Source organism: Protofrankia sp. CiP1_Cm_nod3 (assembly GCF_982290655.1).
In genome coordinates this window covers 30,581-48,221 of record NZ_CEVIVD010000021.1, presented here as the reverse complement: position 1 = coordinate 48,221, position 17,641 = coordinate 30,581, and the positions used below count along the sequence as shown (strand labels likewise).

17 protein-coding genes are annotated in these 17,641 nt (G+C 73.3%); 1 reads left to right on the top strand and 16 read right to left on the bottom strand.

Annotation, left to right across the window (positions count from 1 at the left end; translation table 11 throughout):
• Window positions 1–235 precede the first annotated feature (235 nt).
• The 16 genes from dprA to AC5LUJ_RS06840 form a co-directional block, all read right to left on the bottom strand.
• Window positions 236–1,471 carry a DNA-processing protein DprA gene (gene dprA / locus AC5LUJ_RS06915; protein ID WP_250285137.1) on the bottom strand — a complete coding sequence of 412 codons (1,236 nt, stop codon included), beginning with the start codon at window positions 1,469–1,471 and terminating at the stop codon, window positions 236–238.
• Window positions 1,468–3,015: a YifB family Mg chelatase-like AAA ATPase gene (locus tag AC5LUJ_RS06910; protein WP_250285138.1), complete on the bottom strand. Its 1,548-nt coding sequence runs from the start codon at window positions 3,013–3,015 to the stop codon at window positions 1,468–1,470. The genes dprA and AC5LUJ_RS06910 overlap by 4 nt, the downstream gene beginning before the upstream one ends.
• Window positions 3,015–3,371, bottom strand: coding sequence for a YraN family protein (locus tag AC5LUJ_RS06905; protein ID WP_250285139.1), 357 nt, complete (start codon window positions 3,369–3,371; stop codon window positions 3,015–3,017). The genes AC5LUJ_RS06910 and AC5LUJ_RS06905 overlap by 1 nt, the downstream gene beginning before the upstream one ends.
• A 147-nt stretch (window positions 3,372–3,518) precedes the next feature.
• Window positions 3,519–3,812 carry a DUF2469 domain-containing protein gene (locus AC5LUJ_RS06900; RefSeq protein WP_013874828.1) on the bottom strand — a complete coding sequence of 98 codons (294 nt, stop codon included), beginning with the start codon at window positions 3,810–3,812 and terminating at the stop codon, window positions 3,519–3,521.
• The gene (locus AC5LUJ_RS06895) at window positions 3,809–4,510 is read right to left on the bottom strand and encodes a ribonuclease HII (RefSeq protein WP_250285140.1); all 702 of its coding nucleotides are present in this window, start codon (window positions 4,508–4,510) and stop codon (window positions 3,809–3,811) included. Before AC5LUJ_RS06895 ends, AC5LUJ_RS06900 begins: the two co-directional genes overlap by 4 nt.
• Window positions 4,497–5,744 (bottom strand): signal peptidase I, encoded by a 1,248-nt coding sequence (gene lepB / locus AC5LUJ_RS06890; protein WP_250285141.1) that lies wholly within the window; start codon window positions 5,742–5,744, stop codon window positions 4,497–4,499. The genes AC5LUJ_RS06895 and lepB overlap by 14 nt, the downstream gene beginning before the upstream one ends.
• 253 nt (window positions 5,745–5,997) lie before the next feature.
• Window positions 5,998–6,348 carry a 50S ribosomal protein L19 gene (gene rplS, locus AC5LUJ_RS06885; protein ID WP_250285142.1) on the bottom strand — a complete coding sequence of 117 codons (351 nt, stop codon included), beginning with the start codon at window positions 6,346–6,348 and terminating at the stop codon, window positions 5,998–6,000.
• 196 nt (window positions 6,349–6,544) lie between these two features.
• On the bottom strand, window positions 6,545–7,327 hold the full coding sequence (trmD, locus tag AC5LUJ_RS06880) for a tRNA (guanosine(37)-N1)-methyltransferase TrmD (RefSeq protein ID WP_250285143.1): 783 nt from the start codon (window positions 7,325–7,327) through the stop codon (window positions 6,545–6,547).
• 10 nt (window positions 7,328–7,337) lie between these two features.
• Window positions 7,338–7,964, bottom strand: a complete 627-nt coding sequence (rimM, locus tag AC5LUJ_RS06875) for a ribosome maturation factor RimM (protein ID WP_250285144.1) — start codon at window positions 7,962–7,964, stop codon at window positions 7,338–7,340.
• A 13-nt stretch (window positions 7,965–7,977) separates the two neighbouring features.
• Window positions 7,978–8,211, bottom strand: a complete 234-nt coding sequence (locus tag AC5LUJ_RS06870; protein WP_250285145.1) for an RNA-binding protein — start codon at window positions 8,209–8,211, stop codon at window positions 7,978–7,980.
• Window positions 8,212–8,667 carry a 30S ribosomal protein S16 gene (gene rpsP, locus AC5LUJ_RS06865; RefSeq protein WP_250285146.1) on the bottom strand — a complete coding sequence of 152 codons (456 nt, stop codon included), beginning with the start codon at window positions 8,665–8,667 and terminating at the stop codon, window positions 8,212–8,214. It abuts the gene before it with no gap.
• A gap of 185 nt (window positions 8,668–8,852) precedes the next feature.
• Window positions 8,853–10,445, bottom strand: coding sequence for a signal recognition particle protein (gene ffh, locus AC5LUJ_RS06860; RefSeq protein WP_250292409.1), 1,593 nt, complete (start codon window positions 10,443–10,445; stop codon window positions 8,853–8,855).
• 430 nt (window positions 10,446–10,875) lie between these two features.
• Entirely contained in the window at window positions 10,876–12,156 is a 1,281-nt protein-coding gene (gene ftsY, locus AC5LUJ_RS06855) for a signal recognition particle-docking protein FtsY (RefSeq protein WP_250285103.1), read from the bottom strand.
• 45 nt (window positions 12,157–12,201) lie between these two features.
• Window positions 12,202–15,972, bottom strand: a complete 3,771-nt coding sequence (locus AC5LUJ_RS06850) for a chromosome segregation SMC family protein (protein WP_493464646.1) — start codon at window positions 15,970–15,972, stop codon at window positions 12,202–12,204.
• A 398-nt stretch (window positions 15,973–16,370) separates the two neighbouring features.
• On the bottom strand, window positions 16,371–16,565 hold the full coding sequence (locus AC5LUJ_RS06845; RefSeq protein WP_250285101.1) for a hypothetical protein: 195 nt from the start codon (window positions 16,563–16,565) through the stop codon (window positions 16,371–16,373).
• A 401-nt stretch (window positions 16,566–16,966) separates the two neighbouring features.
• Entirely contained in the window at window positions 16,967–17,359 is a 393-nt protein-coding gene (locus AC5LUJ_RS06840) for an acylphosphatase (protein ID WP_493464645.1), read from the bottom strand.
• Between AC5LUJ_RS06840 and AC5LUJ_RS06835 the strand changes: the two genes are divergently transcribed.
• Window positions 17,358–17,641: hypothetical protein (locus AC5LUJ_RS06835; protein ID WP_493464644.1), on the top strand; the 284-nt coding region annotated here is incomplete at its 3' end. The two genes, AC5LUJ_RS06840 and AC5LUJ_RS06835, sit on opposite strands and share 2 nt — an antisense overlap.

The following is a 17,641-nucleotide window of genomic DNA, read 5'->3' as shown; positions in this document are numbered from 1 at the left end:
CCCCGGGAAGCCCCCGCAGCCCCCCGGGCCACCACGTCCCGCGGAGCACTGTCCGACGAGGCGGTATCTGGCGGGGCGGTGTTCCGCGGGGCGGTGTTCCGCGGGGCGGTGTCCGGCGGGGCGGTGTCCGGCGAGGCGGTGGGCTGGGAAGCGGTGGTATTCCCGGCAGCCGGATTCCGGGAGTCAGCGATCGCACCGCCCATGCATCGCACGGTGTCCTTCGATCATCTCCGTGTCAACACCGGCTGTCCGGTCCGTGGCGCCCCGGCGTGCCGGCCTCGCCGGCCGCGCTGGTTCCGCCGGCCGCGCTGGTTCCGCCGGCCGCGCTGGTTCCGCCGGCCGCGCTGGTTCCGCCGGCCGCGGATGGCACTCGGCCCAGCGCCGTCAGGCGGTATCCGTTGCCGTGTGGCTCGACCAGGCCCTCGACGACCAGCGGGCCCATCAGCGCCTGTACCGTCTCGGGCCGTTCCCCGAGCCGTTGTGCCAGCACCGCCGCTCCCACCGAGCCGCGGGCCGGCATCACGTCCAGCATGCGGCGGACCAGCTCGGGCAGACCGTCGCGGGAACCGGGGCCCGCCGGTGGGTAGTCGGCGAGCTCGCCGATGCCGCCGATCTCCTCACAGACCTCGGCGGCATCGGTGACCAGGACGGTCTGTTCGCGGTGGGCTCGCAGCAGGCGGTGGCATCCGACGCTGGTGGCGCTCGTGACCGGCCCCGGCACGGCCATCACCACCCGTCCGAGACGGCGGGCGTGCCGGACGGTGTTCAGCGCGCCGCTGCGATGGCCCGCCTCGACGAGAACGGTGCCTCTGGCCAGCCCGGCGATGATCCTGTTACGGGTCAGGAAACGCCCCCGGTACGGCGGGCTTCCCGGCGCCGCCTCGCTGATGACCAGCCCGTTGGCGCGGATCCGCGCCAGCAGCTCGGTGTGGGCCCGGGGATACGCGATGTCGACCCCGCCGGCCAGGACCGCGATCGTGGGGCCGGCGGCCGCCAACGCCCCGTGATGGGCCGCCGCGTCGATACCGAATGCCGCGCCGGAGACGATCGTCCAGCCCCGGTCCGCGAGCCCGGCGGCGAGATCGGCCGCGATGGTGGTCCCGTAGGCGGTCGCCGCCCGGGAGCCCACCACCGCCACCGCCCGTTCGCACAACCGGCCCAGGTCCCCCTCCCCTCGGGCCCACAGGCCGAACGGCTGCCCCGCCTCCGGCTCCGGGCCGTCGGACAGCCGGCCGAGAGCGGTCAGCACGGACGGCCACTCCGGGTCACCCGGGCAGATGAACCGCCCACCGAGAGCCGTGAGCAGACGCAGGTCGCGTTCCGGGTCGACGTCGGGATGGCGGCCGCGCAGCTCGGCCCAGACCGCAACGGCGCCGCGCCGGGCCACCTCGGCACCGACCGCCGGCCGGTCCGCGCCGACCGCGCGGGACAGCGCAGCCCTGGCCAGCCGCTCGCTGTCGGTGGCAGTCACCGCTGCCTCCCGGGCAGCCGCAGGTCCAGCGCCATCCCGATCTGGGCCAGCCCCGGGGCGGGCAGGCCGGCCAGGTCCGCGAGCGTCCAGGCCACCCGCAGGACGCGGTCCAGCCCACGCGCGGTGAGCTGCCCGGACTCGAAGGCGAGATCGGCCGGGCGGGTCACCTTCGCCGGCAGCGCCCACGTCCGCCGCAGGGCGGCACCGGGGATCTCCGCGTTGGTGCGCCACGGCGTACCGGCCAGCCGGGCCGCCGTGGCCGCCCGGGCCGCCTCTACCCGCTCCGCCGCGACCGCCGAGGTGTCGGCGTACCTGGCGTCCGCGCGCAGCTCCGCCCGGCTGGGCGTGGCGAGCTCGACCTGCAGGTCCACCCGGTCGAGCAGGGGGCCCGAGAGCCGGGAGAGGTAGCGCCGGCGCACCAGGCTCGGGCACTCGCACGCCCTGGCCGTGGCGGCGCCCGCCCGGGCGCACGGGCACGGGTTCGCCGCGAGCACCAGCAGGAAACGGGCGGGGAACCGCGCGCTCACCCGGGCCCGGGCCAGTTCGATCACCCCGCTCTCCAGCGGCTGGCGCAGCGCGTCGAGGGTGGGGCGGGAGAACTCCGGCGCCTCGTCGAGGAACAGCACGCCCCGGTGCGCCTGGCTGGCCAGGCCCGGGCGCAGCACGGTCGAGCCCGCCCCGACGAGCGCGGCCGGCGTGGCCGAGTGATGCGGGCTGCGGTACGGCGGACGGAGCACCAGCGGGCAGTCCTCGGGCAGCAGCCCGGCCACCGAGTGCACCGCGGTCACCTCGAGAGCGGCCTCGGTGTCGAGCGCGGGCAGCAGGCCGGGCAGCCGCTCGGCCAGCATGGTCTTGCCGCTGCCCGGTGGCCCCTGCATGAGCAGGTGGTGGCCGCCGGCAGCGGCCACCTCGACGGCGAGCCGGCCGCGTGGCTGGCCCGCCACGTCGGCGAGATCGCCGAGCTCGCCGCCGGCGGCAGCCGCGGACCGCGCCGCGTCGGTGGCGGCCGCCGCCGGCGGATCCGGCTCGTACTCCCCGCGCAGCAGCCGGACCAGGCAGTCGAGGTCCTTCACCGGTTCGACGACGGCCCCCGGGACGAGCGCGGCCTCCGGGCCGTTCGCCTCGGGCACGACGACACGTTCGATGCCGGCGTCGAGCGCCGCGACCGTCGCCGGCAGCACCCCGCGGACCGGCCGCAGCCGGCCGTCGAGCGCCAGTTCCCCGAGCAGCACCCGGGAGCGCAGCGCCGCCGGGGGGACGGTGGCCGCCGCCCCGAGGATCGCGGCGGCCATCGCCACGTCGAACCCGCTGCCGGACTTCGGCAGGGTCGCCGGGAAGAGCCCGACCGTGATCCGCTGGCTCGGCCAGTGCTGGCCGGAGTTGACGATCGCGGCCCGGATGCGGTCCCGGGCCTCGTGCAGGGAGGTGTCCGGCAGCCCGACGAGGGTGATGGCCGGCAGCCCGTTCGCGAGATCCGCCTCGACCTCGACGAGGTGCCCGTGCACTCCCACGACCGCGACGCTGAACGCTCGCGCCAGCGCCATCAGAACGCCCCGCGCAGATGTTCCACCCGCGGCGGGCTGTTGTGGGTGCGGTACACCTCGACCACGTCGAAGCGCAGCGGCATCGGCGCGTGCTCGTGGTCACGCAGCCAGACGAGCGCCACCCGGCGGATACGGGCGGCCTTCGCCGGCACCACGGCCTGCGCCGGCGTGCCGTAGCGGCCCCCGGAACGGGTTTTGACCTCGCAGAACACCAGGCACGAGCCGTCCTGGGCGACAATGTCGATCTCACCGGCCGAGCATCGCCAGTTACGGTCGAGGATCTCCATCCCGCACTGCGACAGATGCCGGGCGGCGGTGTCCTCCCCGAACCGCCCGAGTACGTCCTTGACCCGCATCGTGCGCTCCCGTTCCACGGGCGACGGACGCGCCCGCGGAGATCAGGATGACTCGTGGAACCGGACAGAACGAGAGCAGAAGCCGATCTGTGGACAAAACGGGCCTTATGCCGTTCACTCATCCACAGAACACAGACGGCAACCGGCCTAGAGCTCGGCCTTGGTCAGCTCCTCGACGTTGATGTCCTTGAACGTGACGACCCGGACGTTCTTCACAAATCTCGCCGGCCGGAACATGTCCCAGACCCAGGCGTCACGCAGAGTGAGTTCAAAGAAGATCTCACCAGCGCTGTTGCGGGCCTCGATCTGGTAGTCGTTCGCGAGATAGAAGCGACGCTCCGTCTCGATCACATAGGAGAAGAGACCGACGACGTCCCGGTACTCGCGGTAGAGCTGGAGCTCCATCTCGGTCTCGTACTTCTCGAGGTCTTCGGCGCTCATGCGCTCTCCGTCGCGCTGGGTAGCCCGGTCCGTGTCACGGCGTCCTCCAGCCGCGCCAGTCGTGCCAGTCGTTCACGTTGAGCTTGTGCCACATTGACATACGACATCCGATGCTGTCCGCACGGCCCGTACGCGGCCAGTGCCGCGGTGTGTCCGGCCGTTACATACCCCTTGTGCTGGGCGAAATCGTACTCGGGATGCCGGTGGTGGAGATCTTTCATGATCCTGTCCCGGGTCACCTTGGCCACCACCGACGCGGCCGCCACACAGGCGACGACCTGGTCGCCCTTGAGCACGGCGGTGGAGGCGACCCCCAGCCCAGGCACCGCGAACCCGTCGGTGAGGACGTAACCCGGCCGCCGGGCCAGGCGTGCCACCGCCCGCCGCATCCCGGCGATGTTCGCCACGTGCACACCGCACGCGTCGACCTCGGACGGCTGGATCACGACGGTCGCCCACGCCTGGGCGACAGAGAGTATCTCGTCGAACACCCGCTCGCGTAACCGCGGCGACAGCCGCTTGGAGTCCGTGAGATCGACAAGACGGCGCGACCCGCTCGCGGGGAGGACGACAGCGGCCACCACGAGCGGCCCCGCGCACGCGCCACGGCCGGCCTCGTCGACGCCGGCCACGGGCGCGAGCCCCCGGCGCCGCAGGAGACGCTCACAGCCCCACAGCCCGCTCTCACCTCTGGCCACCGCGCCGGTCGGCGCGAACGCTGGGAGGGCCCCCGGCCGGGCGCCGTCCCCGGCGGGCCGGGCGCCGCCAGGGCCGCCCGAGATACCCGTAACGGCGGACTGACGGAACGTCGCCGCTGTCACCACCTGTGTTCCTCCCGAGCCGTTTCGCCGGCCGCGTCGGCAGGCTGCCCGGCGCGCCCCGCCTGCGCCGTGCCGTGGTGGCCGCCCCCACCACGGCCGCTCCCGTCAGCCCGGTGCCGGCAAGCGGCACGGTCGCCGCCGCGTGCGCGCCCGCGGCGGCGAAGATGTCCGGCGGGCTCAGGATCCCCATCCGGCTCAGGGGCCAGACCCGCACGAAGGCCCGGCCGACGACCTTGCTCTGCGGGATGGTGCCGTTCACCCGGGAGTCCGAGGACTCACCGCGGTGGTCACCCATGACCCACAGCTCGCCGGGTGGCACCTTCACCGGCTCGAACTCACGGCCCCCGCCGAGCGGGCTGTTCTCGTACACGTAGGGCTCGTCCAGCGGCTTGCCGTTGACCGTCACCCGCCCCTGGGCGTCACAGCACGCGACGGTGTCACCACCCACACCGATGACACGCTTGATGAAGTCCTTGTCGCTGGGCGCGCCGAGCCCGAGCATCCCCTGTACCGACCGCAGCGCCCGGGAGAAGACGTTGCCCGGCGGGGTGATCAGGGTCTCGGCCCGCTCGAAACCGGTGCCGTCGCCGTTGAACACGACGATCTCGCCGCGATGGACGTCCCGGAAGCGGTAGACGAGCTTGTTGACCAGCACGCGGTCGTTGACCAGCAGGGTGCGCTCCATCGACACGGTCGGTATCCAGAACGCCTGGACGAGGAACGCCTTGATGAGCAGGGCGAGCAGGAAGGCGATCAGAACCAGCAACGGCAGCTCACGGGCGAACGAGCCGCGGCCGCCGCGGCCGCCCACCCGCAGGCGCCGACGGGCAGGCGGGCCGCCCGGGGCATCCACCCCGGCCCGCTGAGGCTCGGGAAGCTCCTGGAACTCCTGACCGGTCATGTTCTCACCGATGACGTTCTCCCCGGTAGCGTCGCCCGCCGCCTCGGCCGGACGGACGGATGGACGGCCGTCGTCAGGGACAGCGGCCGGTGGGGGGGAGCCGGTCCGCTCGCCGGGCGGGTCGGCCGCGTCGTCCTCACGGCCGCCCGTGGAGCCGGCGGGAGGGGGCTCGCCCCAGCGCATCGGACGACTGTGCTCGGCTCCACTCACCGCGCCACCTCATGGGTTCGCCGACTCGGGCTGGGATGTGCTGTCCGGGGAACCCGGTTGGAAACGATCGCTGACCACCCTACGCGCCGGACCGGCTCGAACAGCGCCACGGCGGACGCGTGTCCGATGTTCGGGTCGCCACACCCGCCAGTCGTGATCATGCCGCGGCTGTGGCGCGGCCGGTCGTGCCAGCCATCCTCAGTCCCAGTGTCAGCCCCGGCCCGCGGAACCGCCATGGCCGGCTGGGCATGCCCTACACCGGCCGGCGCTTCTCCTTGATCTTCGCCGCCTTGCCGCGCAGATCACGCAGGTAGTAGAGCTTCGCGCGACGGACGTCCCCACGGGTGACAACTTCGATCCTGGATATCACCGGGCTGTGGACGGGGAAGGTCCGCTCCACGCCGACACCGAAGCTGACCTTACGGACCGTGAAGGTCTCGCGCACGCCGCTGCCCTGCCGCCGGATCACGACGCCCTGGAAGACCTGGATGCGCTGGCGGTTGCCCTCGACGACACGGACATGAACCTTCAGGGTGTCGCCCGGCCAGAACGTCGGGACGTCGGTCCTCAGTGACGCGGCGTCGAGGCTGTCCAGGGTTTGCATGGCAGTCGCTTTCTCGCGGTGATGACGGGACGGGTCGAGCCTGGTCCGGCCGGCGGAGGTGAGCCACTGTAACCACTGTAACGGAGCACCTGATAACTGTGCGCGCCCAACGGCATCGGCCCATGGTGGCATCCGCTCGGTGCCCGCTCACGCCGGGTGGTGTCACCCGGTACGGCGGACGGCCGGAAACCGTATCCTACTGTGCCACACGAGCGTTCGAGCCGGCCCCATCCGAGCCGCCGGCCCCATCCGAGCCGTCCGCGCCCGGGCCGTCGTCCGCCGCCGGCCGCTCCCGGCGGGCGAGCAGGTCCGGACGGCGCTGCGCGGTCCGCCGCAGGGCTTCCGCCCGCCGCCACCGGTCGATGGCGGCGTGGTCACCGGAGCGCAGCACGGCCGGGACCTCGCGGTCACCCCACACCGCCGGCCGGGTGTACACCGGGGCCTCCAGCAGCCCGTCGGCGAAGGAGTCGTCCACCACGGACTCGGCGTTGCCGACCACGCCGGGCAGCAGCCGGGTGACCGCCTCCAGGATGACCAGGGTGGCGACCTCTCCCCCGGCGAGAACGTAGTCCCCGATGGAGATCTCGTCGTCGGCCCACTCGTCGATGACGCGCGCGTCGATGCCCTCGTAACGGCCGCAGCAGAACACCAGCCACGGCGCCTCGGCCAGTTCCGCGGCATACGCCTGCGTGAAGGGGCGTCCGACCGGGGTCGGGACGACGATCCGGGGCCGCCGGCCGTCCGCCGCGCCCAGCGCGCGGATCTCGGCCAGCGCCGCCCACCATGGCTGTGGCCGCATGACCATGCCCGGCCCGCCGCCGTAGGGGGCGTCGTCGACGCTGCGGTGCACGTCATCGGCCCACTGCCGCAGGTCGTGCGGGTGGACGTCGAGGATGCCGCGCTCGCGGGCCCGGCCGACCAGGGACAGCTCCAGCGGGCTGAGATACCCAGGGAAGATCGTAACTATGTCGACGCGCACAACCGCTCCGCTACTCCAGGTCGAACAGGCCCGGTGGCGGGTCGACGACGATCCGGCCGGCCGGCACCTCGACCGTCGGCACGATCTCACGCACGAACGGGACGAGCACCTCACCGCCACCGGCGTGCTCGACGACGAGCAGTTCCCCGGCGGGTGTGTGGACGACGTCGACGACCGTGCCCATGTCGACATCATCCACCGTGACCACCCGCAGCCCGACGAGGTCACGGTCCCACCACAGGCCGTCGGCGTCCTCGTCGCCGTCGTCCGCGGCCTGGCCCACCTGGCCGGCGGGGATGGTGAGCACGCGCCCGCGCAGTGCCTCGGCGGCGTTGCGGCCAGCGACTCCCTCGAAGCGCACCAGCAGGCGGCCGGCGTGCCAACGCGACTCCGCCACCACCAGCGGCACGGCCGTGGGCGTGCCTGGGTGCGCGGCCGTGGGCACAGCCGTGGACAGCTCGCCGCGCAGGTGCGTCCCGGGCGCGAACCTGCGCTCGGGAACGTCCGTGCGGACATCGATCGTCACGTCGCCCCGGATGCCGTGGGGACGGCCGATCCGGCCGACCACGACCGGCTCGTCCGCCGCCGGGGGCCGCGGCTTCCTGGCGGCGCTTTCGCCGTGTGTTCCCACAGCCACCTGAGGACAGCCCCTACCGGTCGACGTCGATCACATCGACCCGCAGGCCCCGGCCGCCCACTCCGGCCATGACCGTCCGCAGCGCGCGGGCTGTCCGCCCGCCGCGCCCGATGACCTTACCGAGATCCTCCGGATGCACCCGGACCTGGAGGGTGCGTCCCCGCCGGCCCGACTGCAGGTTCACGCGCACATCGTCCGGGTGGTCGACGATGCCCCGAACAAGGTGCTCGAGGGCGGCTTCCAGCACTTACTGCCCCTCTGGAGCCGGCGACTCGGCCGCCGGCTCGGTCTTCCCAGCGGCGGGCGCGTCATCCGTCGCCTTCTTGCCCTTCTTCGGGGTGGTGGCGGGCTTGTCGGTGAGGCCGGCCGCGGCCTTGGCCGCCGCCTGGAACACCTCGCGCTTGTCGGCCTTGGGGGCGGCGACCTTCACCGGCGGCGGCGCAGGAAGACCCTTGAACTTCTGCCAGTCACCGGTGACCTTGAGGATCGCGAGCACCGGCTCGGTCGGCTGCGCGCCGACACCGAGCCAGTACCCGGCGCGCTCGCCGTCGACCTTGATGATGCTCGGGTCGGACTTCGGGTGATACTGCCCGATCGTCTCGATGACCCGTCCGTCCCGCTTGGTACGGGCGTCCGCGACGACGATCCGGTAGTGCGGCTCGCGCATCTTGCCGAGGCGCTGAAGTTTGATCTTGGTTGCCACGATTGTCGAACTGCTCCAGACGTACGTCAGTAGTCACCGGACACCACGGTGCGGATGCGGAGTACCGGTAGCTGGGTTTGCCGGACGCCACTCGCGGCGCCGATGGTGAACGGGACCAGGGCGGGAACCCCGGACCGCCATCCCAGTTTGCCAGATCGCCCGACGCAGGGTGTGCCCGGGCGCCGTCAGCGCCGCCGGCCGCGCCCCTGCCCGGGCGGCGGGAAGCCACCACCCGGCAGACCCTCGCCGTGCATCAGGGCCGACAGGTCGGGCAGCTCGCCCTCGCCGAGCCCGGGCGGCAGCCCGTCGGGCCCGCCGGGCAGCCCACCGGCCCGCCGCGCCTCGGCCGCGGCCCGCTGCGCCTGGGTCTGCGCGGCGCGGGCGGCGGGGTTGCCCTTGCGCTTCGCGCCCTTGGCCTTCTTGGGGGCCTTACGGGCCGCGGCCGACTTCCCGCGCAACGCCCCACCGGGCATGCCGAGGCCGCCGGCCATCTGCTTCATGACCTTGCGCGCCTCCTCGAACCGGTCGAGGAGCTGGTTGACCTCGGTGACGGTCACCCCGGAGCCGCGGGCGACCCGCGCCTTGCGGGACGCCTGGAGGATGCGTGGATCGTCCCGCTCGGCCGGCGTCATCGACCGGATGATCGCCACCACCCGGTCGACGTCCCGGTCGCCGATCTGGGCGAGCTGCTCCTTCATCTGCCCCATCCCGGGCAGCATTCCGAGCAGGTTGGCGATCGGCCCCATCTTGCGGACGGTGAGCATCTGCTCGAGGAAGTCGGAGAGGGTGAACTCGGCGGCGGCCATCTTCGCCGCCATCGCCTCGGCCTGCTCGGCCTCGAAGGCCTTCTCGGCCTGCTCGATGAGGGTGAGGACGTCGCCCATCCCGAGGATGCGCGAGGCCATCCGCTCGGGGTGGAAGACGTCGAAGTCGTCCAGCGCCTCACCGGTGGAGGCGAACATGATCGGACGGCCGGTCAGGTGCGCGACCGACAGCGCGGCACCGCCGCGGGCGTCACCGTCGAGCTTGGTGAGCACCACCCCGGTGAAGCCCACCCCGTCGGCGAACGCCTGCGCGGTGGTGACGGCGTCCTGGCCGATCATGGCGTCGACGACGAACAGGATCTCGTCCGGGGAGGTCACGTCCCGGATGTCGGCGGCCTGGCGCATCAGCTCGGTGTCCACGCCGAGCCGGCCGGCGGTGTCGACGACGACCACGTCGTGCAGGCGGCGGCGGGCGTGCTCCACGGCGTCGCGGGCGACCGCGACCGGGTCGCCCACACCGTTGCCGGGCTCGGGGGCGTACACGTCCACGCCGGCCCGGCCGGCGACGACCTGAAGCTGCGTGACGGCGTTCGGCCGCTGCAGGTCGGCGGCGACAAGGAGCGGGGTGTGGCCCTGCTCCTTCAGCCACCGGCCGAGCTTGCCGGCCAGCGTCGTCTTGCCCGTCCCCTGCAGGCCCGCGAGCAGGATGACGGTGGGGGGCGTCCGGGCGAACCGCAGGGTGGCCGTCCCGCCGCCCAGGATCGTGACCAGCTCCTGGTTGACGATCTTTATGACCTGCTGGGCGGGGTTCAGCGAGGCCGAGACCTCCTCGCCCCTGGCCCGCTCCCGGACGGCGCCGATGAAGGCCCGGACCACCGGCAGGGCGACGTCGGCCTCCAGCAGGGCCACCCGGATCTCCCGGGCGGCGGCGTTGATGTCGGCCTCGGACAGCCGCCCCTTGCCACGCAGTGACGAGAATGCCTTGTCGAGACGGCTGGACAGGGTGTCGAACACGCGCACACTCCGGGATCGCTGGCGGACCGCACTTCTCAGGGTACGCACCCACCGGCCCGAGCCGGAGCCGGACCACTCACCACCGCCCGCCCCGACGGGACTCCCGACGGAACAAAGAAGATCATCAAGCCCTGGCGAGGCGCACCCACACGACGATCACAGGCGGGCCTGCCGTGATCTCCGCCCTCCACACCGAGGATGGCGGGCACACCTCGCCGGACGTCATCCGCCCCGGCCGTCGCCACCGGCCGGGAGTGAAATCCTCACCCCGGCACTGTAGGTCGCGGCATGCGGGTACGGAAGAAGCCCGGCACCGGACGCAGTGGCCACACCGTGGTCCCTGGACCGGTTCCGCCCCCGCTCACCCGCTTCGCCGCGTTGTTACGTTCCGATGTTGCGTTTCAGGATTCTGCCGCCCGCGTGCCGCGGCTCAGGCCGCCGGGTCCCCGAGCAGCGCGTCGACGAACGCCTCCGGCTCGAACGGGGCGAGGTCGTCCGGGCCCTCCCCCAGGCCGACCAGCTTCACGGGGACGCCGAGCTCCCGCTGGACGGCGATCACGATGCCGCCCTTGGCGGTGCCGTCGAGCTTGGTCAGCACGACCCCGGTGATGTCCACCGCCTGGGTGAAGACCCTGGCCTGCTCCACCGCGTTCTGGCCGGTGGTCGCGTCCAGCACCAGCAGCACCTCGTCGACGGGGCCGAGCTTGGCGACCACCCTCTTGATCTTGGAGAGCTCGTCCATCAGGCCGGTCTTGGTGTGCAGCCGGCCCGCGGTGTCGATCACCACCGTGTCGGCGCCGTCGCTGATCCCCCGCTTGGCCGCATCGAAGGCCACCGACGCCGGGTCGCTGCCCTCGCCGCCGCGGACCGTGCGCGCCCCGACCCGGCTGCCCCAGGTCTCCAGCTGGTCGGCGGCGGCGGCCCGGAAGGTGTCCGCCGCGCCCAGCACGACTGTCCGGCCGTCCGCCACGAGGAGCCGGGCGATCTTTCCGCAGGTCGTGGTCTTGCCGGTGCCGTTCACCCCGACGACGAGGATGTTCGCCGGCCGGTCCGGCGCGGACGCCCGTACCGTGCGGTCGGTGCTGGTGCCGATCTGGGCGAGCAGCTCGTCGCGCAGCAGGGCACGGACGTCCTCGGGCCGGCGCGCGCCGAGGACCTTCACCTTCGTCCGCAGCGACGCGACCAGCTCCTCGGTGGGCGTGACGCCGACGTCGGCGACCAACAGGGTCGTCTCGACGTCCTCCCAGGCCTCCTCGTCGAGGTTGTCCCCGGACAGCAGCAGCAGCAGGCCACGGCCCAGGCTGCTCTGGGAGCGGGCCAGGCGGGCGCGCAGCCGCACCAGCCGGCCCGCGGCCGGAGCCGGCACCTCCAGCTCCGGCGCCTTCTCCAGTTCCAGCTCGTACAGCCCGGCCTCGGCGGTCTCGGCCCCGCTGGGGGGCGCGGGGATACCGAGACCGGCTGGGAGATCGACCGTGTCGAACGTCCGGCGGGGGGAGTCCCGCGGCACCTCGGCGTCGTCGCCCACCCCGGGCGCGTAGTCCGTACCCGGCTGTGGCCGGTCTGGGGCAGCCTGGCCGGGGGCAGCCTGGCCTGGGGACTGGCCGGGGGCGGCGCCGCCCGCCCGCCCGCGGCGGCGGGTGCCCACCACCAGGCCGGCGGCCGTGACGATGGCGAACACGACGATCGCGATAATGATGAGGACGTACTCCACGCCTTCGATCCTGGCAGACCAGGCGTGCCGCGCTCAGGCCGAGGCTCAGGCCGAGGCGCGCTCGCGCAGCCGCTGGCTGATCACCGTGGTGACCCCGTCACCACGCATCGCCACCCCGTAGAGCGCGTCGGCGATCTCCATCGTGCGCTTCTGGTGGGTGATGACAATCAACTGGGACTTCTCCCGCAGCCCCTCCAGCGCCTCCAGCAGGCGGCCGAGGTTGCGGTCGTCGAGAGCCGCCTCGACCTCGTCGAGGACGTAGAACGGCGACGGGCGGGCCCTAAAGATCGCCAGCAGCAGCGCGATCGCTGTCAGCGACCGCTCACCACCCGACAGCAGCGACAGCCGCTTGACCTTCTTGCCCGGCGGCCGGGCCTCCACCTCGATACCCGTCGTGAGCATGTCATCGGGGTCGGTCAGCACGAGCCGGCCCTCGCCGCCGGGGAAGAGGGTCGCGAAGACCGTCTCGAACTCCCGCGCGGTGTCCGCGAACGCCACCCGGAAGACCTCCCGCACCCGCTCGTCGACCTCCGCGACGACCAGCAGCAGGTCACGGCGGGTGTTCTTGATGTCGTCGAGCTGGGCGGAGAGGAACGCCGCGCGCTCCTGCAGCGCCTCGAACTCCTCCAGCGCCAGCGGGTTGACCTTGCCCAGGCGGTTGAGCTGCTTCTCCGCGGTGGCCGCCCGCGCCGCCTGCTCGGCCCGGTCGAACGGGACGGGCTCGCCGTCGGGGGTGTCCGGCGGCACCGGGACGTCCGGCCCGTACTCGGCGACCAGGTCGTCGGCGGCTATCCCGTGCTCGTCCATCGCCTTGGTCTCCAGCGTCTCGACCCGCAGGCGCTTCTCGGCGCGGGCGAGCTCGTCGCGGTGGACGTCGTCTCGCAGCGCGGCGAGCTCGGCGGCGAGCGTGCGGACCCGCTCCCGGACGCCGGTCAGCTCGGACTCGGTCCCCCGGCGCAGCGCCTCGACACGCTGGCGTTCGGTGTCGGCGGCGACGAGGGAGTGCTCCAGGGCGGTCAGGGCCGTGTCGGCGGCGTCGGCGGCCGCCGCGGCCACCGCCGCCTGGCGTTCCCGGACCTCCCGGCGGCGCGCCGCGGCCATCCGCGCGGCGCGTTCGTTCGCGGCGGAGCGCACCAGCGCGTCCGCCCGGCCGGCCAGCGCCCGCGCCCGCTCCTCGCTGGTGCGCACGGCGAGCCGGGCCTCGACCTCCTCGGCGCGCACCGCCGAGGTCGCCGCGACCAGCCGGTCGCGTTCGGCTGACGAACGTTCCCCCGCCTCCGGTTCGTCCGAGGCGGCGGCCAGCGCCGCCTCCAGCTCCGCCAGCGCGCCATACGCCTGGTCACGGGCTGTCTCGGCCTGGGCGCGGGCCCGTTCGAGACGTTCGGTCTCGGCCGCGCCGGAGCGGTTCGCCCGCTCCAGCTGGGACAGCTGCTCGGAGAGCGCGCGGTGCCGGGCGTCGGCGGTGTGCAGCGCCGCGAGCGCCTCGTCGATCCCGCCGCGGGCCCGGGCGACCTCCTCCCCGGCGGCGGCGACCGCCCCCCGGGCGTGCTCCCCGCGGCCGGCCGCGGCGATCATCTGGCTCTCCGCCTCCTCGGCGGCGGCCTGCAGCTCCAGCAGGGACGGTGCCCGGGCGCTGCCGCCGGTGGCCAGCGCCGGCCCGATCACGTCCCCGGCCCGGGTGACCGCCCGGATGCCGGGATGCGCCCGGACCACCTCCGCCGCGGCCGCGAGGTCATCGACCACCAGGGTGGCGGCGAGCATCCGCGCGACGGCCTCGGCATAACGCGGGTCACCGACCCGCACGAGATCGGCAGCGGGTACGCCACCGCCGCGGGCTTCCGGTGGCAGGGCTCGCGCCGGGTCGGCCACGGCAGCGGCCACCGCGGCGTCCGCCGCAGAACCGTCGGCGGGGGCCGCGGCGGCGACGACCAGGGACACCCGGCCGGCGTCGACCGCCCGCAGCCACTCGAACGCGGCGGTGACGTCGCCGGCGCCGGCGACGGCGACGGCGTCGGCGGCCGGGCCCAGCACGGCCGCGACGGCCACCTCCGCCCCCGGCTCGACCGACAGCCACCCGGCCAGCCGGCCGAGGATGCCGGTGGGCGGCTCGGCACGAACCCCGGCGCCCGCGGCGGCGGTGTCAGCGGTGTCAGCGGCGGCCCGGTCCTGCCCGGCGGCGGCATCCCGGCCGATCTTCCCCTTTTTCTTTTTCCCTCTGCCGGCCTGGTCCCCTCTGCCGGCCTGGTCCCCTCTGCCGGCCTGGTCGGCGGGCGGGGGCGTCCAGGTGCCGGCGGCGGCGTCCAGCAGCGCCGCGGCGCCGTCGCGCGGGGTCAGTGACAGGGTCAGCGCCTCCCGGCGGGCCTGCCAGGACGCCCGGTCGCGTTCGGCGGAACGCTCCTGCCCGCGCAGCTCCTCCAGCCGCTCGGTGGCGCTGGCGTGCACCGCCACCGCCTCCTCGCGACGCGCGGTGAGCTCGCCGCGGGTGGTCTGGATGCGGACGAGCTCCGACTCGAGCGCGATCCGCTGGTCGCTGGTCTCCCCGCCGCGCAGCCGGGCCGCGTCCACCGCCTCGGACATCCGGACGATCTCTGTCTCGGCGCTGGCGGCCCGGGATCTGGCGGCCTCGACCCGGCCGGCCAGCCGGGCGAGGTTCTCCCGTCGGCTCGACGCCTCCCGCGCGGCCGCGACCAGCGCCTTCTCCTCCTGGACGAGCGCGGCTTCGAGCCGCGCCCGGCGGGTGACGACCTCCTCGAGGCCGTCCCGGTCGGTGTCCAGCCGGGTCAGCAGCGCGCTCTCCTGCTCCCGGACCGCGGCGGCCTCCTGCTCCATCTGCTCGGGGTCGCGACCGCTGCGTTGCTCCTCGGCACCGGCCCGCAGCAGCCGGGCCCGCTCGGCGGCCAGCGACCGGGTGCCCCGGATACGTTCCCGCAGGGACACCAGGGCATGCCAGACCTCGCCCGCGGCGGCTGCCTGCGGGGTCACCGCGGCCAGCGCCGCCTCCAGCTCCTGCTCGCGCCGCTGGCCCTCGGCGTGGGTGCGGCCCACCGTGGCCAGCCGGGCCCGCAGCGCCTCCTCGTCCCGGATGTCGGTTGCCAGGTCCCCGTGGGCCGTGACGATGTCGTCGGCGAGCAGCCGCAGCCGGGAGTCACGCAGCGACGCCTGGATGACGCCGGCCTTACGGGCGATCTCCGCCTGCCGGCCGAGGGGGCCGAGCTGACGGCGCAGCTCGGCGGACAGGTCGGTGAGCCGGGTGAGGTTGGCGGCCATCCCCTCCAGCTTGCGCAGCGCCTTCTCCTTGCGCTTGCGGTGCTTCAGGACGCCGGCCGCTTCCTCGACGAAGGCGCGGCGGTCCTCCGGGCGGGCGTGCAGGACCGCGTCGAGCTGCCCCTGCCCGACGATGACGTGCAGCTCGCGGCCGATCCCGGAGTCGCTCATGAGCTCCTGGATGTCCAACAGCCGGCAGGTGCTGCCGTTGATCGTGTATTCGCTCTCGCCGCTGCGGAACATCAGCCGGCCGACGGTGACCTCGCTGTAGTCGATCGGCAGGGCACCGTCGGTGTTGTCGATGGTCAGCAGCACCTCGGCGCGCCCCAGCGGCGGCCGCGACGGGGTGCCCGCGAAGATGACGTCGGACATGGTGCCGCCGCGCAGCGCCTTGGCCCCCTGCTCGCCGAGGACCCAGGCCATGGCGTCGACGACATTGCTCTTGCCGGAGCCGTTCGGCCCGACCACGCAGGTGATACCGGGCTCGAGGTGCAGCGTCGTCGAACTCGCGAACGACTTGAAACCCCGCAGGGTGAGGCTTTTGAGGTGCACCGGTCTCCGACAGCTGTCGCAGGGAACGGGCCGCGGACAGTTGGCCGCACGGTGTGACCGGCTGTCATGTGACCGGCTGCCGGGTCCGTCACGCGTGCCTAGGCCCGTCTCCGCCACCATGCCCGAGAGGACGATCGAGTACTCACGATACTGCGGTGCCCGGCAGTGGACGGGGGCCGGGTGCGGTGGCCCGGCAGTGGCCGGCGGGGGCCGGCAGGACCGGGGCGCGCGGACACCGGAAGGTGAATCGCATCACCGACAGAAATCGACGTAGTTCGCAACGTCACAGGCATGGCGGGAAACCTCGACGGGAGGTTTCATGAATGCCGCCGACAACACAAAGGGACGTTCCCCATGAAGAGAAACGTCCCTTGGGTCCCGCTGCGGGTCCAGGAGGATCAGGTCAGCGCGGGCTCTGCCTCGAACGCTCGGAGTTCATCCGAGACATCGACCCCTTCAAGAGCATCATTGAGAGCGCGGCTACGCGCGAGCTCGTCCTCCAGTTCTGCTACACGCGCACGAAGTCGGCGTACCTCATACGACAAACGAACATCGCTGCCAGAGCCGACGTGGCCGAAAAGGGCCTTCGCCATGATAGTGGTCCTCCACGATGAGTGACCGAGCGGGTGCGGGATGCGCTGCGGCCTGGCCGACCAGCTCAGGCAGACCACACGACGCACCAGACAATGAATCGAGGATGGCACGCCTTGCGACCGAAAGTCAAGACGATGCCATACCCCACTCGACGGCGACGGCGTTTTGTCGAGATGAGGACACCCGGGCCTGTCGGTGTGTCCGCCGGCACGACGGACACACATGTCACCGGGTTGTCATGCCATCGGCGCCGACACGGCCGGTCAGCCGGCCGATACGCGCCGATGCTGTTACCAGCCCGGTACGCACGAGCCCACTGGCATCCGGCCGCGGCCCACCCGCGCACCGGAGACGGACGATTGATGCCGGACCGGACGATTGGCCAGCGCCAACAAACGCGTCACTTACGAACAAAATTCAGCAGGTCACCCCTGGGCGGCGACCAGGAGTACGTCACCTGCGTCGTCCGGCCGGGTGTGTGTCCCGCCCGCAGCATTTCCAGCAGGGTCCGGCAGGCCGCGCGCGGGCCCTCGACAATCACTTCGACCCGGCCGTCCGCGAGGTTGGTCGCGGAGCCCACCAGCCCGAGCCGACGCCCCCTCGACCGGACGTATGCGCGGAAGCCAACACCCTGCACGGTCCCCGACACCCATGCCGTGAGCCGGGCCCGAGGCTCCTCGGGCGCGCAGGCGGAGCCGCTGACGCCGGCGGACGGATCACGGCCGCCGTGATCAGCGGATCCACCGGGGACCCCACTGGGACCGCCGGGCGGAGAGGCGGGAACGTCACGCATGAAGCCGGTAGGATACCGGATCACTGTGGACACGACACATTCCCCCCGCTTCCGTCAGCCTCGGCCGCGCCGGTACCGCCGCGGCCGGGTCGCGCTGACGACGGTGTGCGCCATCGTCATCCCGTCGACGCTGCTTCTCGGCGGCTGTGGCCAGAACTTCGAGCAGGACGGCGGCGTGCTGCCGGTGCCGAAAGCCAGCACCGAAGGCCTGCGCAGCGCGGTACCTGAGCCCGCGCCCGCCGCGGCCGAGATCATCGGGCCCGGTTACGCCCCGCCCCGCAC

What these genes read in the sequence shown, in the direction of transcription:
- AC5LUJ_RS06900 (WP_013874828.1), bottom strand. Translation starts at nt 3,812, where the DNA reads ATGAGCGCCGAAGACCTCGAGAAGTACGAGACCGAGATGGAGCTCCAG.
- AC5LUJ_RS06840 (WP_493464645.1), bottom strand. Translation starts at nt 17,359, where the DNA reads ATGCGTGACGTTCCCGCCTCTCCGCCCGGCGGTCCCAGTGGGGTCCCC.
- rplS (WP_250285142.1), bottom strand. Translation starts at nt 6,348, where the DNA reads ATGCAAACCCTGGACAGCCTCGACGCCGCGTCACTGAGGACCGACGTC.
- AC5LUJ_RS06910 (WP_250285138.1), bottom strand. Translation starts at nt 3,015, where the DNA reads ATGGCGCTGGCGCGAGCGTTCAGCGTCGCGGTCGTGGGAGTGCACGGG.
- AC5LUJ_RS06845 (WP_250285101.1), bottom strand. Translation starts at nt 16,565, where the DNA reads ATGGCGAAGGCCCTTTTCGGCCACGTCGGCTCTGGCAGCGATGTTCGT.
- AC5LUJ_RS06905 (WP_250285139.1), bottom strand. Translation starts at nt 3,371, where the DNA reads ATGCGGGTCAAGGACGTACTCGGGCGGTTCGGGGAGGACACCGCCGCC.